This is a genomic window from Streptomyces sp. NPDC003379, assembly GCF_053589195.1.
Genome location: NZ_JBSFRK010000003.1, coordinates 152,989 through 174,586, shown reverse-complemented (window position 1 = coordinate 174,586; position 21,598 = coordinate 152,989). Strand labels below are relative to the sequence as shown.

1 protein-coding gene (cut by a window edge) is annotated in these 21,598 nt (G+C 73.8%); it reads right to left on the bottom strand.

Features of this window, described 5'->3' with window-relative positions:
- Positions 1-21,598: the 5' portion of an amino acid adenylation domain-containing protein gene (locus tag ACWDVB_RS04595; RefSeq protein ID WP_451513919.1), read on the bottom strand. The gene continues 2,777 nt to the left of window position 1, outside the view; the window shows 21,598 of its 24,375 coding nt (coding positions 1-21,598); the start codon lies at positions 21,596-21,598; the stop codon falls past the left edge of the window.

Genomic DNA, 21,598 nt, shown 5'->3' with positions numbered 1-21,598 from the left:
GTTGCAGCGCCGCCTTGGTCAGGCCGGCGATGCCCGCGGCGGACTCGGCGTGCCCGATGTTGGACTTCACCGACCCGAGCGCGCAGAACCCGGTGTCGTCGGTGTGCCTGCCGAAGGCGGTGGCGAGGCCCCGTATCTCGATCGGGTCGCCGAGCGAGGTGCCGGTGCCGTGCGCTTCGAGGTAGCCGATGGAGCGGGCGTCGATGTCCGCCGTGGCGAGCGCGGCGGTGATGACGGCGGCCTGGCCGACGGGGCTCGGCACGCTGAATCCGCTGCCGGAACCCACGTGGTTGACGGCGGACGCGGCGACGACGGCGTAGATGTGGTCGCCCGCTGCCTCGGCGGCGGCGAGCGGTTTGAGGACCACCGCGCCGACACCCTCGGCCGACACATAGCCGTCCCCGCCTTCTCCGAAGGAGCGGCAGCGGCCGTCGGAGGAGTGCATGCCGACGCTGCCGTACGTGTGGTACTTGCCGGGGTGCAGCGAGAGGTTGACGCCGCCCGCGACGGCGACCTCGCACTCGCGGCGGCGCAGGCTCTCCACGGCGAGGTGCAGTGCGGTGAGCGAGGACGAGCAGAGGGTGTCCACCGTCATGCTCGGGCCGTGGAAGTCGCAGACGAAGGAGACGCGGTTGGCGATCTGCCCTTGGTTGAGGCTGAGCGGCACGGGCGTGGCGGCCTCCGCGGCGACCAGGGTGTAGTCCTTGTGCATGGCCCCGGCGAACACGCCGACCGCCCGGCGCAGGTCGGGCCCCTTGGCGTCGGCGAGGGTGGCCGGGGTGTACCCGGCGTCCTCGATCGCCTCCCAGCAGGTGCGCAGGAACCAGCGTTCCTGCGGGTCGGTGATCTCCGCCTCGGGGCGGGAGATCCGGAAGAAGTCGGCGTCGAACCGGTCGACGCCGTCGAGGAACCCGCCCCAGCGCGACTCGCGTCCCTCACCGGGCGTCCAGCGCTCGGCGGGGACCTCGGCGACGCTGTCGCGGCCCGCCTTGAGGTTCTCCCAGAATTCGGCGAGGTCGGCGGCGCCCGGGTAGTGACCGGCCATGCCGACGATCGCGTACCGCTCGGTGCGCGGTGTCGGCAGGGCGCGCCGCTTCAGGCGCGGGCGTTCCAGCGGCTGCCGCCCGCCGCTCGCTGCGCCGTCCCGGCCGGCGAGGACGGCGTGGGCGTTGGTGCCGCCGTCCGCGAAGCTGGACACGGCGGCGACCAGCGGCGCGTCGGGCCAGGGGGCGAGTTCGCGCTCGAAGCGCAGCGGTGTCGCGGCGAGGTCGAAGTGCTCCAGGGGCTGCTGCCCGCTGCGGAACGGCACGATCCGGCGGTTGCGGAGCATCAGGACGGTCTTGATGACTCCCGCGATGCCCTCGGCGCACTGCGGATGGCCGATGTTCGGCTTGACCGAGCCGAGCGAGCAGGGGGTGTCGGAGTCGGCGCGGTAGACGGCCGTGATGGCCTTCAGCTCGATGAGGTCGGGGATCTGGGAGCCCGCCGCGTTGGTCTCGATGTACGTGACGTCGTCCGCGGCGAGCCCGGAGCGGGCCAGGGCGCGGGCCATGACGCTCCGCTGGGCGGCGGGGTTGGGCGTGGCGGGGCCCGCGGTCCTGCCGTCGTTGTTGACGGCCACCGCCTTGATCACCGCGTGCACCCGGTCGCCGTCGGCCTCGGCCGCGGCGAGCGGCTTGAGCAGCAGGACGCCGACGCCCTCCGCGGGGGTGAAGCCGCGGGCCCGCCGGTCGAAGACGTGGAACTCCGGCCCGGTGTTGAGCAGTCCTCGCTGGTCGAACAGGCGGTGCCCGTCGGCGCTCGGGAGCAGGGTGATCCCGGCGACCACGGCCGCCTCGACGTCACCGGAGCGCATCGCCTGGACGGCGTGGTGCATCGCGACGAGCGCGGAGGAGCAGGCGGTGTCCACGACCGTGCTGGGGCCGCGCAGGTCGAAGTAGTGCGACAGGTTGGCGGCGAGGTAGTTCTGGCCGATGGCGACCACGGGGTTGCGGCTGCGGCCCAGCGTCACCTCGTCCGGGTCGTGCCGGGTGCGGCCGCCGACGTAGACGCCGATGTCACGGCCCTTCAGCTCGTCGGGGGTGTAGCCCGCGTCGCAGAACGCGAACAGCGTCTCTTCCAGGAGCAGCAGCGCCTGCGGGTCCATCGCGGCGGCGTCGCTGTCGGAGAGGTGGAAGTGCGCCGGGTCGAACCCGTCGAGGTCGATGAGACCCGCGGTGTACCCGGTCTCGGTCCCCCAGCGCCGGGCGGGCACGGGCCCGATCGCCGAACGCCCTTCGCTCAGGAGCCGCCAGTAGCTCTCCAGGTCGGGGGCGCCGGGGAAGCGGCCCGACATGCCGACGACGGCGATGTCGTACGGGCCGTCGGCGGGAGCCTGTCGACGTGCGTCGGCGGGGGACGGCGCCGCGGTGACGGCGGGGCTCCCGGTGCCCGTGGGTTCGCTGCCCTCTCCCTCGAAGGTCCGCGCCAGGGCCTGCCCGTGGTGGGCGGCCAGCCAGCCGACGAAGGACTCCACGGTGGGATGGTCCACGAGGACGGACGGGTCGAGCTCGACGCCCAGCTCGCCACCGACCAGGCGGAGGACCTGCACCATCATGATCGAGTCGGTGCCGTAGTCGGCGATCGGCACGTCGGCGGCGAGACGCTCGCGCTCGAACCCGAGTTGCTCGGCCAGCAGGCCGAGCAGCCAGGCCTCGGCTTCCTTCGCGGTACTTCCGGGGGTGCGGGCCGCGTCGGCGGGGGCGGGTGGTGCGGTGGAGGGTGCTGTGGCGTCGGACACCGCGGCGGTGAGCGGTGCAGCGGTAGCCGCTGGGGCAGCGGGCGGCTCGGCGGCAGACGCTGTGGCGTCGGACAGTGCGGTGGCAGGCGCTGTGGCAGCGCCCGGTGCGTCGGCAGCCGCAGCGGCCGCTGCCGGTCCGGCGGCAGCCGTGCCAACAGACGACCCGGCAGTAGCCGGTGCGCCAGCGAACGATGTGCCAACGGACGGGACGCCAGCGGCCAATGCGGCAGGGGACGATGCGGCAGCGGCCGCGGCGCCCATCACCGGTGCGCCAGCACCCAGCGCGGCAGCGGACGGGGCGCCCATGACCGGTGCGTCAGCAGCCAGCGCGGCAGCGAACGAGCGGGGCTGTGCCGAAGCCCTGGGCCCAGGGGCCCGCAGAGTCGTCGGTGTCCAGTCGGGGGCGGCGATCGTCGGTAGGACGACCGGGCCCGCGCCGGTGGACAGGATGTGGTCGAGGAGCCGGAGCCCCTGCTCCTCGGTGAGTTGGCCGAGGCCGGTGGCCTGGTAGGCGGGGCCGGGTCGCTCGCTGCCCATTCCGACGTTCCGCCAGCTGGGCCAGGCCACGCTCACCACCGGCAGTCCGTGCGGCGCGCGGCGGGCGACGGCGTCCAGGTGGGCGTTGGCCATCGCGTAGTCGCTCTGGCCGACCGCGGCGGCGGGCACCATCGAGGCGACCGAGGAGAACAGCACGCAGAACCGCAGCGGATCCTCGGCGAGGGCGTCCACCAGCGCGTCGAGCCCGGCCACCTTCGGCGCGAGCACCGCCCGCACCGCGTCGACCGGCTTGCGTACGAAGGCGAGGTTGTCCCGGTCCACGAGCCCGGCCGCGTGCAGCACCCCGCCGATCGGGCCGAACTCCTGCCGAATGCCGGCCAGTGCGGCACGGACGCCCGCCGCGTCATCGCCGAGCGGCAGCGAGAGGACCCGCAGCCGGACCCCGTCCCGCTCCAGGGCGCGCAGCCCGTCGAGCTTGCGGCCCAGCGGTGTGTCCGTGCCGTGGCGGTCCCACTCGTGGCGCGGCGGCAGCTGGTCGCGCCCGCTCAGGACGAGGGTGCGGGCGCCCCAGTGGTCGACGGCGTGCCGGGCCAGCGCCAGGCCGATGCCCCGGGTGCCGCCGGTGATGAGCAGGGTCTCGTCGGCGGGGAACCGGACGGGGGCGCCGGTGGCGGCGGGGAGTTCGGTGAGCACGGCCCGGTGTCGCGTCCCTCGCCTGTACGTGACGTCGATGTCGTCGCCCCCGTCGGCCAGTTCACGCGCCACGATGCCGGGCAGGTCGGGGTCGGCGGGGTCGGCCTCCAGGTAGCGGGAGCGGACCCGGCCGTACTCGCTCTGCAGCATGCGGTAGAGCCCGGCGCGCGCGTCACCGGTGCCGACGCCGAGCAGCAAGGACTCGCGTCCGGCCATGCGCTGCAGTACGGGGAGCCAGTCGGCGAGTCCGACGCCGCCGAGGTCGACCAGCGCGTCGAAGCGGTCGTGCAGATCGTCGGCGCAGCCGATCAGCTCCGTGCCCGGCAGGGAGGCGACGAGGCGGCGGGCGTGCTGCCCGGTCCCGAGGACGGCCACCGCGTGCGGCGGACGGCCCGCGGTGGTCGCGGCGGGCCGCCACTCCCTGACCAGGAGGCGGGTTCCTTCGGGCGCGGGGACCTCGGCCGGGCAGCGCCGCGCGACGAAGACCTCGCCGAACGCGTCCGGTTCGGCGACCGGCCGCCACACCTCGTCGTATCCGGAGTCCTTGAGCACCTCCTGCCAGCGGGGCGCGGAGAGGATCGGCGCCCCGGGGACCCGGACGTCCTCGTCGTCGTAGAGCCACCAGCCGTCGAGCAGGCCGAAGGTGAGGGTGAGGACCGCGGACTTGCGGGTGACCTCGTTGACGACGAGGACGCCGCCGGGGCGCAGGGCCGCGGCGAGGTTGCGCAGGACGAGGCGGATGTCCCGGGTGGCATGCAGGACGTTGGTGGCCACGATGACGTCGCAGTCGCCACCCGTGAGCCGCTCGCCCGCGCCGGGTTTCGTCACGTCCCAGCGGCCGTAGCGCAGGTAGGGCCTGCCGGGCCCGAAGCGGTGCTCCGCCTGGTCGAGGAAGGCCGGGGACAGATCGGTGTACCAGTACTCGACGCGGTCGGCGTACGCGTCGCCGTGTGCGTCGTAGGCGTCGCCGTGTGCGTCGTAGGCGTCGCCGTGTGCGTCGTAGGCGTCGCCGTGTGCCTCGTAGGCGTCGAGGCGGGGCAGTACGACGGCCGTCGTGCCTCCGGTGCCCGCGCCGACCTCGGCGAGGCGGACGGTGGCCGAGGGATCGTCGGCGAGGCGCTCCCGCACCGCCGTGGCGGTCACCTCCGCCACCACGTCGTTGAGCCGGTCAGCGACGGCGTTGCCCTGGTACACGGCGGTGAGCTTGGCCATGGACCCGCCGGGGAACAGCACGTCGGTCGCGGGCAGCGCCCCGGAGAGGATCTCGGGCAGCCGCTCGACGCACTCCTCGACGAGGGAGAGCTGCGCGTTCCAGTAGGGGTCGGAAGCAAAGCGCTCGCGTACGGCGGTCCAGGCCGCGTCATGCGTCGGGGGCCGCTCCGCCGTGAGCTCCAGGACATCGTCGTACTGCCGTGTCAGCCCGGCGGCGGTGAGCAGCCGGGCCGCCTCGTCGAGCCAGCGCCGGTACTTCTCCACGACGCGCAGACGCCGGGCGAGGCCGGGCACGGACTCGGTGCGGCCGTCGGAGAACGCCCCACAAGCGCTGAGGCGCAGCAGTACGCGTCCGGCGATCAGCCGGTCGAGTTCGTCGGCGGAGAGGGCGGCGGGGGCCGGGGCGGGCGGGATGACGGCGCCCCGCATGACGCGGCTCAGCCCGCTGCTCGCGGGTACGGCGGCGCTCTCGCCCCCGGGAGAGGCAGCGCTCTCGCCCCCGGGAGAGGCAGCGCTCTTCTCCACTTCGAACGTCCCCGGGAAGCGGTCCGCGAGATGGGCCGCCAGGTCGCGGACCGTGGTGTATTCGAAGAGCAGCGTCGGCTCCAACTCCTGCCCCACAGCCTCCTGAAGCGCCTCGACCAGGCTCAGCACCTGCACGGATTCGAGGCCCAGCTCGTAGTAGCCGGCGGTCGCCGGTATGGACTGCGGGTCGCGGTCCAGGCGCTCGGCGAGCAGGCGCCGCAGGAACGCCTCCGCGCGACCGCTCGGGGGCAGCGCGCCGAGCGCGGGAGCCACCTCTGCGGGGACGGACACGGCCGCCGGGGGCGTCACCGCCTTGCTGGACAGCTCGGACAGCTCGGCCACCTTTCGTCCCTCCGGGTCGAAGAAGTCCACGGAGAGCCGGACGACCTCGCCGCGCCTGCTCACCGAGGAGCGGCGTACCCGGGCCGTGCAGGGCCCGGTCAGCGGTCCCGCCGTACGGAACGAGGCGATGTGCAGCGGCAGGAACGCCTGGCCGCCGGTGTCGAGCAGCGAACCGGCCGCGACCGCCGCGCCGAGCAGCAGCGCCGGATGCACCAGGAACTCACCCCGCGGGGCGGCGAGTTCGGCGGTCAGCCGCTCCTGGTCCGTGCGGACCGTGCCCTCCGCGCGCGCCGCGCCGCTGTAGTGCTGGCCGTTGCCGCCGTCCCTCTCGTACGTCTCGGCCAGCGGCCTCGGCGTGCTGCCCTGCGGGTGGCTGTCGAGCCGGTCGCGGAACGCGGGGGCGTCGGTGACGAGGACCTCGGCGGTGGCGTAGGGGACGCCGTCGGTCACGGTGACCTGCCAGCGGTCCGGGCCGTCGGCGGTGCAACGGATCTCCGTGGCCACCGGCCCGTCCGTCACGTCCAGCGGCCGCAGCGCGGTGAGATTACGTACCGTCAGCCGCTCGACGGGACACCCGTGATCGTGGAAGACCCCGGCGATGAGGTCGACGTAGGCCAATGCAGGCAGCAGCGAGCGGCCCTGGACCTGGTGCCCGGCGATGACCGGGGTATCGGTGGAGAGCAGCACCTCTCCGTACGGGGCGGCCGGTTGTGGGGCGGCAGGGCGGCCCCGCACCGCGTCGGCGGCGGGCAGCCAGCAACGCTCCCGGGCGAACGGATAGCCGGGCAGGGAGACCGGCGGGCCCCCGCCGGGCCAGGTGACGGCGGCGCCGCGCACCCAGGCCGCGGCCAGCTCCCGCGCGGTGCGGCCGGTGGCCGGTTCGGCGGCACGGGCGGCGGCGCGGGCGGCGGTGCCGGTCAGGACCCGTGAGCTGTCCGCTCCGGACAGATGGCTCTCCAGGGCGTCCGCGAGATCGTCCACGCCGTCGAAGACCACGGCGAGGCGGTGCGCCATCGGCTCCCGGGTCCGCAGCGTCGCGGCGACCGCGGCGGGATGGGTGCCGCGCCCCTCCCCCCGCAGGAACGCGGCCATCCGCGCGGTGTGTTCGGTGAGCCGCTCCGCGTCGCGGGCGGAGAGCACGCACACGTACGGCGGCTCCTGGGCGGGCGTCTGCGTGGGTGACACGAACTCCTCCAGGATCACGTGGGCGTTGCTGCCGCCCGCCCCGAACGCGCTGATTCCGGCGGTACGGGGCAGGGGCCTGCCAGCGGCGTCGACGCGCGGCGCCCAAGCGGTCAGCTCGCGCTGGAGCCGGAAGGGGGTGGCGTCCAGGTCGAGGTGGGGGTTCAGGTGTTCGGCGTGCAGGGAGGGCACCAGTTCCTGGTGGCGCAGTTGCAGCAGGACCTTGGTGATCGCGGCCATGCCCGCGGCCGACTCGGCGTGCCCGATGTTGGACTTCACCGAGCCGATCGGGATGCGTACGCCGTCCAGGTCGTGCCCCTGGAAGGCGCGGACCAGGCCGGTGATCTCCACCGGGTCACCGAGCGAGGTGCCCGTGCCGTGCGCCTCCAGGTAGTCCAGGTCGGCGGGGGCCAGTCCGGCGCGGGACAGCGCCTCGCCGATCATCACGCCTTGGGACTTCGGGTTGGGCACGCTGAAGCCCTTGCCGGCGCCGCCGTGGTTGACCGCCGTCGACCTGACCACGGCGAGGATGCGGTCGCCGTCCGCCTCGGCCGCGCTGCGGCGCTTGAGCAGCACCGCCCCCGCGCCCTCGGCGGGCACGTATCCGTCGCCGCCCTCGCCGAAGCTGCGGCACCGTCCGTCGCTGGAGAGGAACCCGCCTTTGGCGAGCTGGAGGTACTTCAGCGGGTGGCTGGAGATGTTGACGCCACCGGCCACGGCGACCTCGCAGTCCCCGTCCCGGATCGCCCGGCAGGCGAGGTGGAGGGCAGTGAGCGAGGACGAGCACATGGTGTCCAGGGCGATGCTCGGACCGTCGAAGTCGAAGAAGTACGAGACGCGGTTGGCCACCGAGGCGTACGACGACGAGGTGGCCGCGCCGTCGCCGCGCAGCGCCTCCTCGACGCCGTACAGCTGGTAGTGGCCGTACATCAGGCCGACGAAGACGCCGGTGCGGACCTTCGACAGCGCCGCACGGGACGTACCGGCGTCCTCCAGGAGATGCCACACCGTCTGGAGGAAGATCCGTTCCTGCGGGTCGATGTGGACCGCTTCCACCTGGGACATGCGGAAGAACAGGGGGTCGAACGACGCCACGTCGGAGAGCCAGCCGCCCCACTTGGCGTACGTCTTGCCGGGGGCGTCGCGGTCCGGGTCGTAGAACCGGTCGTGGTCCCAGCGGTCCTCGGGGACCTCCTCGACGCAGTCCTTGCCCTCGCGCAGGTTGCGCCAGAACTGTCCGAGGTCGTCGGCCTGCGGATAGCGGCCCGTGACGCCGACGATCACGATCTCGTCGTCGGCGGGGACGGGGGCGGGCACGGGGACGTGAGCGTGCTGGGGTTCCGGCACGGCGGCGCGTACGACGGGGGCGGGTGTCACCGCAGCGGCCGGGACCGCACCCGCCTCCGCTTCCGCCTCCGCTTCCGCCTGCGAGGCGGGCGCCGCCAGGTCGCGCACCGCGTCGGGGTGCTGGTCGACCAGGAAGTCCGCCAGTTCGCCGATGGTCAGGTATTCAAAGAACAGCGTCTTGGACAGCGGGCCGAAGCGCTCCTCCAGCGCGCGCGTGAGGCTGAGCACCAGCAGCGAGTCGACGCCGTAGTGGTCGAACGCCTCGTCCTCCGCGACATCGGCGGGCGGCATCTTCAGCTCGGCGGCCAGGAGTCCGCGCAGGAACTCCACCGTCAGCGCGCGCAGTTCACCGCTGTCCACGTCGTCCGCCGCCCGTGCCGGAGAGGCTTCGGCGGGCCGCTTCGGGCCGGGCCCGGCGGTGCGCTCGCGCAGCGCGTCGCCGATCCGCGCGCGGTCGCCCGCGGTGAGCAGGACGCGGGAGGCCCCGCCGCGCAGGGCGGCCTCCAGGGCGTCGAGTGCCGCCTCGGCGGGCAGCGGCTCCATGCCGAACTCGCGCCGCATGGCCTGGCGGGCCTCGGCGGTGAGGGTCATGCCGCCGTCGCGCCACAGCGACCAGTCGACGGTGAGGCCGCCGCCGCCGGGGCGCCGTTCCAGGTAGTGGTCGAGGAAGCTGTTGGCGTACGCGTAGTCGCTCTGCCCGGCGTTGCCGAAGACGGCGGCGGTCGAGCCGAACGCGACGAAGTAGTCGGGGGCGTCCGCCCTGGTCGCCTCGTCCAGGTGGACCAGGCCGCGGACCTTGGGCGCGAGCACCTCGTCGGCGTCCGCCCCGCTCTTGTGCAGCACCAGCGAGTCCCGCAGCGTGCCCGCCGCGTGCACGACTCCCGCGACGCGTCCGAACCGGCGCCGGGCCTCGGCCACCGCGCGCTCGACATCGGCACGCACGGCGACATCGCCCCGGATGTGCAGCCAGCCGTCGGGGAGTTGTGCGGTCGGTGCGGAACGGCTGACCAGGACGATGCCCGCGCCCGGGTGCCGGGCGATCCGTTCGGCGACCAGCAGGCCGAGCTTCCCGGTGCCGCCGGTGATGAGGTGCGCTCCGTCCCTCGCCAGCGGCGAGGTCCCGGTCGGCGCGAGGGTGAGTGCGCGCCAGCCGCGGACCTGGCGCCGGGGCCCGTCGATCCGTACCTCCGGTGCGCTGTCTCCCAGTTCGGCGAGCACGCGCTCGGCGATGACGCGTGCGGAGGCAGATGCGGAGGCGGATGCTGATGCGGAGGCCGCGAGCGCGAGGACGCTCATCCGGATGCCGGGGTGTTCCTGGCCGATGGTCCGGGCGAAGCCGTCGAGCGCGGCGTGTGCCGCCCCTGCGGCCCCGGCCCGCTCCTGGTGGACGTACAGATAACGCAGCGGTCCGCCGTGGTCGGCGATCCGCGTCCGGCACAGGTCGAGGGCGGTGTGGAAGCCACCGCGCAGTGCCTCTCCGAGGCCGTCTGCGGTTCCTCGGTCGTCCGTGGCGAGATGGACGACGTGCGAGGCCGCCTCCCCGCCGCCTACGGTGACCCGCAACTCGGGTGCGAGGCGCGCCAGTTCATCACGCAGGGCCTGGGCCCGGCCGTCTCCCGTGTCCAGTACGGACAGCAGCTCCACGGCGTCCCGGGGCGCGGGCTCCGCGTCCTGCCAGACCGGCTCGAAGGCGTGCACACGGGCCTCGGTCACGGGTGCGGCAGCGCCCGGCACGGCCCGCAGGGTGAACCGTTCGATCCGTGCCACGACCGTGCCGTCGAGCGCGGCCAGGCCGATGTCAAAGACCTGCGCGTCGGCGCGGCTCTCCACGGCCACGGCGTGCACGAGGCAGTCGGCGGGCAGTTCGGCGAAGAGACGGACGGAACCGATCGAGTACGGCAGGTGGGCCGCCGAGCCCGGCACGAGCCAGCCGGCGGTCTGCAGCGCACCGTCGAGCAGCGAGGGGTGGAACCGGTGCGGGCCGACCTCGGGGCGGCGCAGCCGTGCCAGCGCCTCGCCGTCGCCGAGGGCGAGCTCCTCGATGACCTGGAAGGCGGGGCCGTATGGGAAGCCGAGGCGGCCGAAGTAGTCGTAGCACTCCTGCCGGGTGCGGCTTTCGTCGCACCGGGCGCGCACCGCGGCCGGGTCGATGGGCGCGGGCGCGGCGTCGGCGTTCGTGCCCGGCTCGTCGAACACCAGGCGGCCGCGGGCGTGCGGGCGCTCGCCGCTGATCTCGAACGCGCCGGAGGGCGCCACGACGATCCGCAGGTCCCGCTGCTGTCCGGGAGCGAGCGCGACGGGCGCCGCCCAGACGACCTCCTCGATCCGCCGGACCGGGATGGTGCCGTGGGCCCGCTCACCGGCGAGGCGTGCCATCTCCAGGTAGACGACGCCCGGCAGCACGCGTTCGTCGCCGACCTGGTGGTCGGCCAGATAGAACTCCGAGCCGGTGAGGCGCTTGGCGAAGGCGGTCTCGCCGAACGTCGACACGTTCTCGTCGAGCAGATCCGCGGATGCGGACGGCGCGACGCGTCCAGCCAGGGCCGTGGCCGGGTCCGGGGCGTCGACCCAGTGCCGGGTCGGCTCGAACGGATACGTCGGCAGCCCGATCCTGCGGCCGCCAGGCAGCCCGGACCAGTCCACGTCCGCGCCGTCGATCCACAGCTGCGCCAGTGACTCCAGGTCCCGCTCGGCCGACAGCGCGCGCACGAAGTCCTGCCAGGCGGTGCCGCGCGACGCCGCGGCGCGGCGCTGCCCCGCGCTCACCCGGGCGCGCAGCGCGCCCTCGGGGGCACGGCCCGCGGCGCAGGTGTCCAGCCGGTCGAGGAGTTCGGCACGGCCGCGGGCGACGAAGGCGAGGCGCTCCTCCATGGCGTCGCGGCCGACGCGCAGGGTGTGGGCGACATCGGCGGACGAGGGCTCGTGCGCGCGGATGTGGGCGGCGAGGCGTCGGGCCTGTTCCCGCAGGGCCCGCTCGGTCCTGGCGGACAGCACGAACAGGTCGGCGTCCGCACGGTCCGGGCCGTGCGGCACGGGCGGCGCCTCTTCGAGCACCACGTGCGCGTTGGCGCCGCCGAAGCCGAAGGAGCTGACGCCCGCCCGGCGGGGCGGCTCGGAGCCGTCGGCGGCGGGCGGCGCGGGCCAGGGCCGCATGGTGTCGACGATCTCGAAGGGGCTGCCGTCCAGTTCGAGGTAGGGGTTGCGTTCGCGGAAGTGCAGGCTGGCCGGGAGGGTGCGGTGCCGCATCGCGAGTACGACCTTCAGCAGCCCGGCGATGCCCGCGGCGGCCTCCAGATGGCCGATGTTGGTCTTCACCGAGCCGATGCCGCAGCTCTGCCCGTCGGCTTCCGTCGCCCCGGGCTCGTGGCCATCGAGCCGCTCGAAGGCCTCGGTGAGGCCGCTGATCTCGATCGGGTCGCCGAGTGCCGTGCCGGTGCCGTGCGCCTCGATGTAGCCGACGGTGCGGGGGTCGACGCCCGCCGCGCGGTAGGCGTCGACGAGGAGTTCGGCCTGCGCGTCGGGGTTGGGCGAGGTGAGCGAGGTGGTGCGTCCGCCGTGGTTGACCGCGGCCGCCTTGATCACCGCGGCCACCGGGTCGCCGTCCCTGCGCGCGGCGGCGAGGTCCCGCAGCACCACGACGCCGACGCCCTCACCGCGTACGTAGCCGTTGGCGGAGGCGTCGAAGGCCTTGCACCGGCCGTCCTCGCTGAGCATCTCGCCCCGGCTGAGGGCCTCGTAGATGCCGGGGTCGAGGATCAGGCTGACGCCGCCCGCGATGGCGAGGTCGCAGGTGCCGTCGCGCAGCGCGGTGACGGCCTGGTGCACGGCGGTGAGCGAACTGGAGCAGGCCGTGTCCACGGCGATGCTGGGTCCGCGCAGGTCGAGGAGGTACGAGATGCGGTTCGGGATGATCGAGAGCGCGGCGCCGGTGAGCGTGTGCGCCTGCGCGGGCCGGCCCGCGGCGCGCTGCACCTCGGTGTAGTCGGAGTTGGTGGTGCCGATGAAGACGCCTACGCGTCTGCCCGCGAGGTCGCTCGGGCGGTGCCCCGCGTCCTCGATCGCCGACCACACCACCTCCAGGAGCAGCCGCTGCTGCGGGTCCATCAGCTCGGCCTCGCGCGGCGAGATGCCGAAGAAGGCGGCGTCGAAGCGGTCCACGCCGGGGAGGAAACCGCCCCAGCGCGAACGGGAGTTGCCGGTGTGTGCCCGCCAGTCCCAGCGGTCGGCGGGGATCTCCGTGACGAGGTCCCTGCCCTGCTCCAGGTTGTCCCAGAACTCCGCGAGATCGGCCGAGCCGGGGAACCTGCCCGCCATGCCGACGACGGCCACGTCCCCCGGCCGGGCCTCGGCGGGACCGGCGACGGAGGGGGCGGCGGAGGCGGTGGGCTCCTGCCGCGCGGTGTCGTCGCCGGGCGTCGTCCCGAGCGCCGCCAGATGCGCGGCGACGGCGGTGACCGTCGGGTGGCGGTAGAAGACGGTCGGCAGCACTTCGATCCCGTACCGCTCGCTGACGCGCGTACTGAGCACGGTGAAGCTGACCGAGTTCATCCCCAGCTGGCCGAGCGGCACGTCCGCGGGGATCTCCGCGGTCTCCGTGCCGAGGATGTCGGCGATGATGGCGGCCAACTCGTCGACCCGCGCCGCTGGTTGAACCCCCGAACCTGCCGCGCCGCGCCGGGCCTGCGGGGCGGTGCCCGTCCCCCGCAGCTCCGCCAGGGGCGCGTCCGTCAGCCTGCCGCGGTCCACCTTGCCGTTGAGGGTCTGCGGCAGCGCTGCCAGCGGGATCAGGACGTCCGGGACCATGTGCGCGGGCAGCCACTGACCCAGCGCCTCGCGGCGGGGCACGGCGGCGCCCTCTTCAAGTACGAGGAAGGCGTGCAGGACGTTCTCGCCGCCGACGCGGCGCGCGACCACCACGGCCTCGCGGACGCCGTCCCGACCGCGCAGGACCGCTTCGATCTCGCCCGGCTCGATCCGGAAGCCGCGGACCTTCACCTGGGCGTCGAGTCTGCCCAGGTACTCGATACGGCCGTCGGGCAGCTCGCGCACCTGATCGCCGGTGCGGTAGAGGCGCTCGCCATCCACGGTGACGAACCGTTCTGCGGTCAGCTCGGGGCGGCCCAGATAGCCGGTGGCAAGGCCCGCGCCGCCGATGTGCAGCTCACCGGGCACGCCGGGCGGGCCCGTCCTGCCGTGCGCGTCCAGGACGTACAGCCGGGTGTTGGCGATGGGGTGGCCGATGGTGACGCGCTCGCCGGGCGCGAGGCGGCTCACGGCCGACCAGATGGTGGTCTCGGTCGGCCCGAACATGTTCCATACCTGGCCGGCGCGGGTCAGCAGCTGCTCGGCGGTGTCCTGGTCGAGGGCCTCTCCCCCGCACAGCACCTTCAGTCCGGGCGTGCCCGTCCAGCCCGCGGCGAGCAGCATCTTCCAGGTCGCGGGCGTCGCCTGGACGACCGTGGCCGGGCTCGACTCGATCAGGCGGCGCAGCAGGACGCCGTCGCGGGCGACCTCCGTCGGCACGATCTCCACCCGGCCGCCGGTGATCAGGGGCAGGAACAGTTCGAGGGCGGCGATGTCGAAGCAGACCGTGGTGAGTGCCAGCAGGTGGTCACCCGCCGCGAGGCCGGGCTCCTCGGCCATGGAGAGGAGCAGGTTGGCCAGTGCTCGGTGCGGCACCCGCACGCCCTTGGGGCGGCCGGTCGACCCCGAGGTGTAGATCACGTACGCGGTATCGTGCGGGCCGGGCGCGGGGGTGCCCTCGTCCGCGCGTACGCCCTCGTACGTGTCGTCGTACGCGTCGATCGCCAGGACCGGCGCGCCGAGGTCCGCGGGTGTCCCGGAGCGGGTGAGCAGCAGGTGCAGTCCGGCGTCCTCGGCCATGTAGCGCAGCCGCTCGACCGGGTAGTCGGGGTCCAGCGGCACATAGGCGCCACCGGCCGCGAGCACGCCGAGGAGGGCGACGAGCATGTCCGCGGACCGGTCGACCAGGACGCCGACGTTGCGGCCCGGAGCGACACCCCGGCGGCGCAGACGGGCCGCCAACGCGTCGACGCGCCCCGTGAGTTCGCGGTAGGTGAGCGTGGTGTCCCGGTCGGAGACGGCGACGGCCTCGGGCGTGCGGTGGGCCTGCTCGGCGAGGAGCGTGGGCAGGACGCGGTCCTCGGGGTAGTCGCGCCGGGTGAGCCGCCGGCGCTCCTCGGCCAGGCGCAGCTCGTCGGCGCTCCGCAGCGGCAGGCCGCCGAGGTCGCGGTCGGGCGCGGCGACGGCCGAGTCGAGCAGCAGGCCGAAGTGCTCGCCGAGTCGCCGCACGGTGTCCTCGTCGAAGAGGTCCGGGTTGTACTTGAGGCAGTAGCGGGCGCCTTCCCGTTCCTCGACGACCTCCAGCGTGACGTCGAACTCGCCCTCCTGGTGGACTCCGTGGAACACGTCGGCGACCGGGGTGGTGTCGGTGTCGTCCTCCACCCAGTTCTGGAAGTAGAAGGCCGTGTCGAACAGGCGCGAGACGCGCAGCTCCTGAGCCAGCGTCAGCAGCGGGTAGTCGCTGTGTTCCAGGGCCTCAAGGACGGTGTCCCGCACGTCGCGCAGGAGGGACCGGAAGTCCTGGCCGCCCTCGAAGTCGTGCTTCAGCACGACCATGTTCATGAAGTAGCCGAGGACATCGGCGTACTCCGGGGATGGCCGCCCGGCGACGGGCGTGCCGATCAGGACGCGGTCCTGCTGGGCGTAGCGGTGCAGGAGGGTGGCGTAGACGGCGAGCAGCACGGCGAAGAGCGAGGTCCGCTCGTCGGCGGCGAGCTGCTTGGCGGCCTGGATCTGCCGTGCGTCGAGGCGGCCTTCGACGGAGGCGCCCCGGTAGCTCGGCACGGCCGGGCGGGGACGGTCGAGGGGCAGCTGGAGAGCGGGCAGCTCGCCGGAGAGCTGCCGCAGCCAGTAGGCGCGCAGGCGGTCACCGCGCTCGGAGTCCAGCAGGCGCGTCTGCCACTCGACGAAGTCGGCGAAGGTGGCGGGCGGCTCGGTGGCGGGCGGGCGCCGCCGGTAGAAGGCGGAGAGTTCGCGCAGGAAGACGGCGATGGACAGCCCGTCGAAGACGATGTGGTGGAAGGTGAGGAGCAGCACCTTCCGGCCGTCGGCCAGGGTGAACAGTGTGGCCCTGAGCAGGGGCCCGCGGGCCAGGTCGAAGGGCTCGCGGACACATTCCCGCGCGGCCTCGCGGACATCGTCCACAGAGCTGGTGCGCACCTGCCTGTTGCTGTAGGCGAGTGCCTGTCCGGGTTCGACGATCTGCCGGTCGCCGACCACGCGGGCGCGCAGTTGGGGGTGCCGGTCGACCATGGACTGCAGCGCGGCGCGGAGTGCGCTCTCGTCGGTGTCCGGGTCCAGCCAGAAGGCGAGGGGCAGGTTGTAGGCGTAGTTGCCGGGCGCGGTCTGCTCGATGACGCTCAGCGCCCGCTGGCCGGCCGACAGCGGGAAGGGGACCGGCTCGGGCGCCACCTCAGGCAGCGGCGGTGGCAGCGGGGCGTCGACGGGGGCGGGGTCGGCGGGGTCGGCAGGCCCGGTCAACTCGCCGACGCGATCGCTCAGCTCCCGCAGGGTCGGGTGCTGGAGCAGATCGCTCAGCCGCAGCCGGACGCCCATCTCCTCCTCGATCACCGTGGCGATCTTCATGCCGCTCAGCGAGTCGAAGCCGTAGTCGGACAGGAGCCGGTCCGGGTCGACGGGGTCGTCCAGTTTCAGGGTGGCGGTGACGATGTCGCGGAGCTGGGGCAGGGGCCCCTGGCCCGCTCGCGGGGTCCCGGCGGGCCGCGGCTCGACGGCCTCGGCGGCCGGGTCCGGCGCGGGCCCTGTCGCGGCGGCGGCGCGGCCCGCGTTCTCCCCGACGATCACGTGCTGGCCGAGGTACGCGCCCCGGTCCAGGACGAGGGCGTCGGAGAACCCTTCCTCCAGGAGGAGCCGCTGCCAGGTCTGCGCGGTGGCCAGCGGCGCGTCCTTGATGCGCAGCTCCGGGTCGGTGAACGCCCACCAGCCGTCGAGGACGCCGCCGGTGACGGTGATGCTGCTGCGGATCGAGGTCAGTTCGTTCAGCACGAGCCGGCCGCCGGGGCGCAGCAGCTCCCGCGCCGTGCGCAGCGTGCGGCGCAGATCGCTGGTCGCGTGTACGACGTTGGTGGCCACGACGATGTCGAAGCCGCCGGACACGAACCCCTGGGCCTCCAGGTCCCGTTCGAGGTTGAGCGTACGGAACCGGGTGAACGGATGGCGTGCGCCGAACCGCTGCTCGGCGCTCTCCAGGAACTGCGGCGAGATGTCGGTGAAGACGTACTCGGTGCGGTCGGCCCAGGCGGCCAGGGCGGGCAGCACGCGCTCGGTGGTCGCTCCGGTGCCGGCGCCCAACTCGACGACGCGCAGCCGCTCGTCCGCGCCGAGCTCCGGCACCCGCACGCGCGCGTGCTCCGCGACGGTCCGGGCGGCCAGTTCGTTGAGGGAGTCGGTGAGGGGGTTGCCCCGGTAGAAGTCCTGGACCAGGTCCATCGACGCGTTGGGGAACATGACTTCGGTGGCGCCGGTCTCGCCGCGCAGCACCTGCGGGTAGTCGCGCAGGAACAGGCGCGTCAGCTCCACCGTGGCGTGGATGTCCGGGTGGTCGGCCGCGATCCGGTCGAGCTCCCGCTCGGCGTGGTCGAGGCCGGTGCCGTCCGGGAGGGCGAGCACTTCGACGGCGTCGCCGCGGACGGCCAGGTGTCCGGCGTCGGCGAGGATGTTCAGCAGGGCGGCGTGCAGCCGGTGGTACTTGGGCGCGATTTCGAGCCGTTCGGCGAGCGCGGCGACGCCGTCCCGCTCCCCCGGGCGCGTGAAGGCGCCCATCCGCTGGTAGACGCCGAGCAGCGCGCGGTCGCAGAGCGCGGAGAGCCGGTCGTAGCCCGCGAGGACGGCGTCGGCGCCGGGTCCGGCCGGGGCGGGCGTGGCGCATCGTTCGGCGAGCGGGGACGTGCGGTGGCCGAGCGCTTCCAGGGCGCGCCGGTCGGCGCGGATCGGCATGACCTGGACGGGGCCGTGGGCCAGCACGCGCTCCAGGGAGTCGAGACCTTCGCGCACGGTGAACTCGGCGACGCCGGTCCTGCGGAAGATCTCCTGGAGCCCCGGCTGCGCGCCGGAGCCGACGCGACCCCAGTAGCCCCAGTTCACCACACGTACGGGATACGGGAGTTGGCTGTCCAGAAGCCTTCCATAAGCATCCTGGAAGGAACTGGCCGCCACGTACGCGGCGTTGCCCGCCGCACTCACGAAGGAGCCGACGGAGCTGAAGAACGCGAGGAAGTCCAGGGGTTCGTCGGCCAGCGCGGCGGTCAGCGCGAGGGAACCGTCGACCTTGGCGGCGAGCGCGGTACGCAGTTCCGGTTCGGTGAGTTCGGCGATGGTGCTGGCGTTGAACGTCATCGCCGCGTGGCACACGCCGTGCAGCGCGCCGAACCGCCGCTTGGCCTCCGCGACGGCCTCGCGCAGCGCGTCCGGGTCGGCGGCGTCGGCCCGCAGATGCAGCAGACTGCCACCGGCCTCGCGCACCCGCTCGACGGTGGCCCGCTGCTCGGGGCCGAGTTCACCGCGGCTGATCCACACGAGGTTGGCCCGGTGGCGCCGCGCGAGCTCCTCGGACAGGGCGCGGCCGATGCCGCCGCTGCCGCCGACGATCAGATAGGTGCCGCCGACGCGATAGGGCGAGCGCTCCGGTGCGGGGACGGGCGTCTTGACGAGCCGCCGTACGTGGCGCCGCCCGCCCCGTACCAGGACCGCACGCCCCGCGGGGTGCGCGGGCTCGGCAAGCACCGCGGACAGCGCGTCCGCCGGATCGGTGTCGCTCACGTCGACGCAGGTGACGTCGGTCTCCGGGCATTCGGCGGCGAGGACCTGGGCGTATCCGAGGATGCCGGCCGCGTGGGGGTTGCCGGCGTGGGCGCCCGCGGTGACCACGGTGAGCCGCTCGCCGAGACCATGGGTGCGGAAGAGGGCGAGGACGCCGTCACGCAGACCGGTATCGAGACTGTCCGGACGGCGCATGCCGCCGAGGTGGTACAGGTGCCGCACCGGATTCCCGAACAGGTCCGCCGGCTCATCACGATCGAGCCGGACGAGGCGGGCGCCGGGGTGGTGCCGGAGTAACCCTTCGGCAAGGGCATCGGGCTCCCCACCGGTGACCACCACCACGTCGCGCCCACCGCCCCCGACGTGACGACCCCCCTGCCCGGAAAGCTCCTCGGGACACCAGACGGGCTGATAGAAGCCGAGTTCGGGCACACCGTCCGCAGGCGCTTCCGAGGCGGGCGGGGCGGGGGTGCCATTCGGGGGGTTGGGGTCGGTCGCGGGGGTGGGTCTGAGTTCCGCGGGGGTGCGTGTCGGGTCTGTGGCGGGGGTACGTATGGGGTCCGCCGGGGGCGTGTGTATCGCGTCCGCAGCGGGGGTTCGTATCGGGTCCACGGCAGGCGTACGTACGGGCTCTGCGGCCGGGGTGCGTATCGGATCCGCGGCAGGCGTATGTACGGGCTGTGCCGAGGGCCTGAGCGTCGCGTCCGCAGCGGGTGTGCGTATGGGCTCCGCCGCAGGCGTGAGCGTCGCGTCCGCAGCGGGCGTACGCGGCATCTCCCGCTCGGCGGGACGGATTGACGCCTGCGCGGTCGGACGGGCCTCCGTGGCCGACAGCGCGAGCGAACGTGTCTGGGTGCCAGCCTGCGCCAGCGAACGGGGCTCCGTAGCCGCCTCCGTGCCCGCTAACGCCGCCGGACCGGCCTCCGTGCCCGCCCGCGCGAGCGGATCTGCCTCCGCCCCCGCCCGCGCCCGCGAACCCGTCCCAACCCCCTGCGGAATCCAGTAACGCTTACGAGCGAAGGGGTAAGTCGGCAGGCCGATGCGGTGGCCGCCCATGTTCGGCCAGTCCGCTTCGACGCCCTGTGTCCACAGGTGAGCGGCGAGCTTCAGGTCGCCTTCCGTCAGGGCGTGGTCGAAGCGGTTCGCCGCGTCCGGGGCCAGCGAGCGGCGGGAGCGGCCGGAGTCGTTCAGTTCGGCGCCCGCAGGGTCCGCTCCGGCCGCGACCGATCTCAAGGCCGCTTGGACGTGGATGAGTTCGGTCGCGGGGAAGGCGAGGCGGACGTCCAGTTGCTCCCTGCCGACGCGCAAGGTGTGCGCGAAGTCCGTGAGCGTCAGGGCCGGTTCGCCCTCCGCGTGGGCCAGGTCGCGCAGCGACGTCTTTCCGGAGACCGTCGTCTCCAGGCCGAGCCGCTCGCTGAGTACGGCCAGTTCGGCCGCGCCGAAACCGTACTCCGCCAGTTCGAGGTCGGGGTCGGGGTCGAGATCCTGGGGCCGGACCCGCAGCACCCCGGCGGCCACCCGGACGCATTCCTCCAGAGTCGCTCCGGTGGCCGGACGGCCGCCGTCAAGGGAATCGGCGAGGAAGTCGGCGAGCATACCGGCGTACACCCGCAGCCGTTCTTCGTTCAGCGCGGACAGCACGACCAGTTGCTCGGCGCCGCTGTCCACCGAAGGCGTGCGGCTCCCCCGGTACTCCTCCACGATGAGGTGCGCGTTGGCCCCGCCCCCGCCGAAGGAGCTGACGCCTGCGCGGCGGGGCAACTCCCGTTCCGCGCCGCTCTGGTCGCCCACCACGGGGCGGTGCCAGGGCGCGGCCTCCTGCTGGACGTGGAAGGGAGTGCCGGACAGGTCGATGTCGGGGTTCAGCTCCGCCGAGTGCAGGGACGGCGGGAGTACGCCGTGCCGCAGCTGCATCAGCACCTTGGTCAGCCCCGCGATCCCCGCGGCGGACTCCAGGTGCCCGATGTTGGACTTGAGCGAGCCGATGGCGCAGCCGCCGGGGGTGCCGGTGGAGCCGCCGCCCGAGGTGCCGGTGGAGCCGCCGCCCGAGGTGGCGCCGCCGCTACGGAACGCCTCGCGCAGCCCCGCGATCTCGATCGGGTCACCGAGCGGAGTGCCGGTACCGTGCGCCTCCACGTACGTGACGGTCCGCGGATCGACGTCGGCGCGGCGCAGCGCGGCGCTGATCACATCGGCCTGGGCCGAGGGGTTCGGCACGGTGTAACCGCTGGTCCTGCCGCCCGCGTTGATCGCGGAGCCCTTCAGGACGGCGTGGACGCGGTCGCCGTCGGCCTCCGCGGCCCGCAGCGGCTTGAGCAGGACGGCGCCGACTCCCTCGCCGTCCACGAACCCGTCGGCGTGCGCGCCGAAGCTGCGGCACTGGTCACCGCGGGAAATCATCTGACGGTCAGCCAGCATCCGCAGGTGCATGGGGTGCAGGATGAGATTGACCCCGCCGGCGATCGCCGTGGCGCACTCCCCGCGCCGCAGGCTCTCGCACGCCAGGTGGATGGCGGTGAGCGAGGCGGAGCAGGCGGTGTCCACGGTGAGGCTCGGTCCGCGCAGGTCGAGCACGTACGACACGCGGTTGGCGATCGACCAGTGGGCGGAGCGCGCGTGCGTGTGCGTGCCGAAGGCGCTGCTGTGGCCCGCGAGCCATTCGTAGTCATTGTTCATGACGCCGGCGAACACGCCCACCGAGCCGTGCGCGCCGAGCCCGCGGGGGCGGTACCCCGCATCCTCGATGGTCGCCCACGCCGTCTCGAGGAAGAGGCGCTCCTGCGGGTCCATCTCCTCCGCGTCGGAGGGCGAGATCTGGAAGAGCAGCGGGTCGAACTTGTCGACGTCGTCGAGCCAGCCGCCCCACTTGCTGTAGCCGCGCCCGTCCTTGGAGTCCGGGTGGTAGTGCTCGTCCACGTCCCAGCGCTCGCCGGGCACCTCGCTGACGCAGTTGCGGCCCTCGACGACGTTGCGCCACAGCTCCTCCGGCGTCCGCGCCGAGGGGTACCGCCCCGCGAGCCCGATGACCGCGATGTCCTCGTTCGCGCGCGAGTACGAAGAAGACGAAGACGCGGGAGCGGGCGCGGGAACCGGAACGGGAGCAGCCTGCTGCTGTACCGACGCCAGCAGTTTCAGGAGAAGAGCACGCTTGTCGTCCAT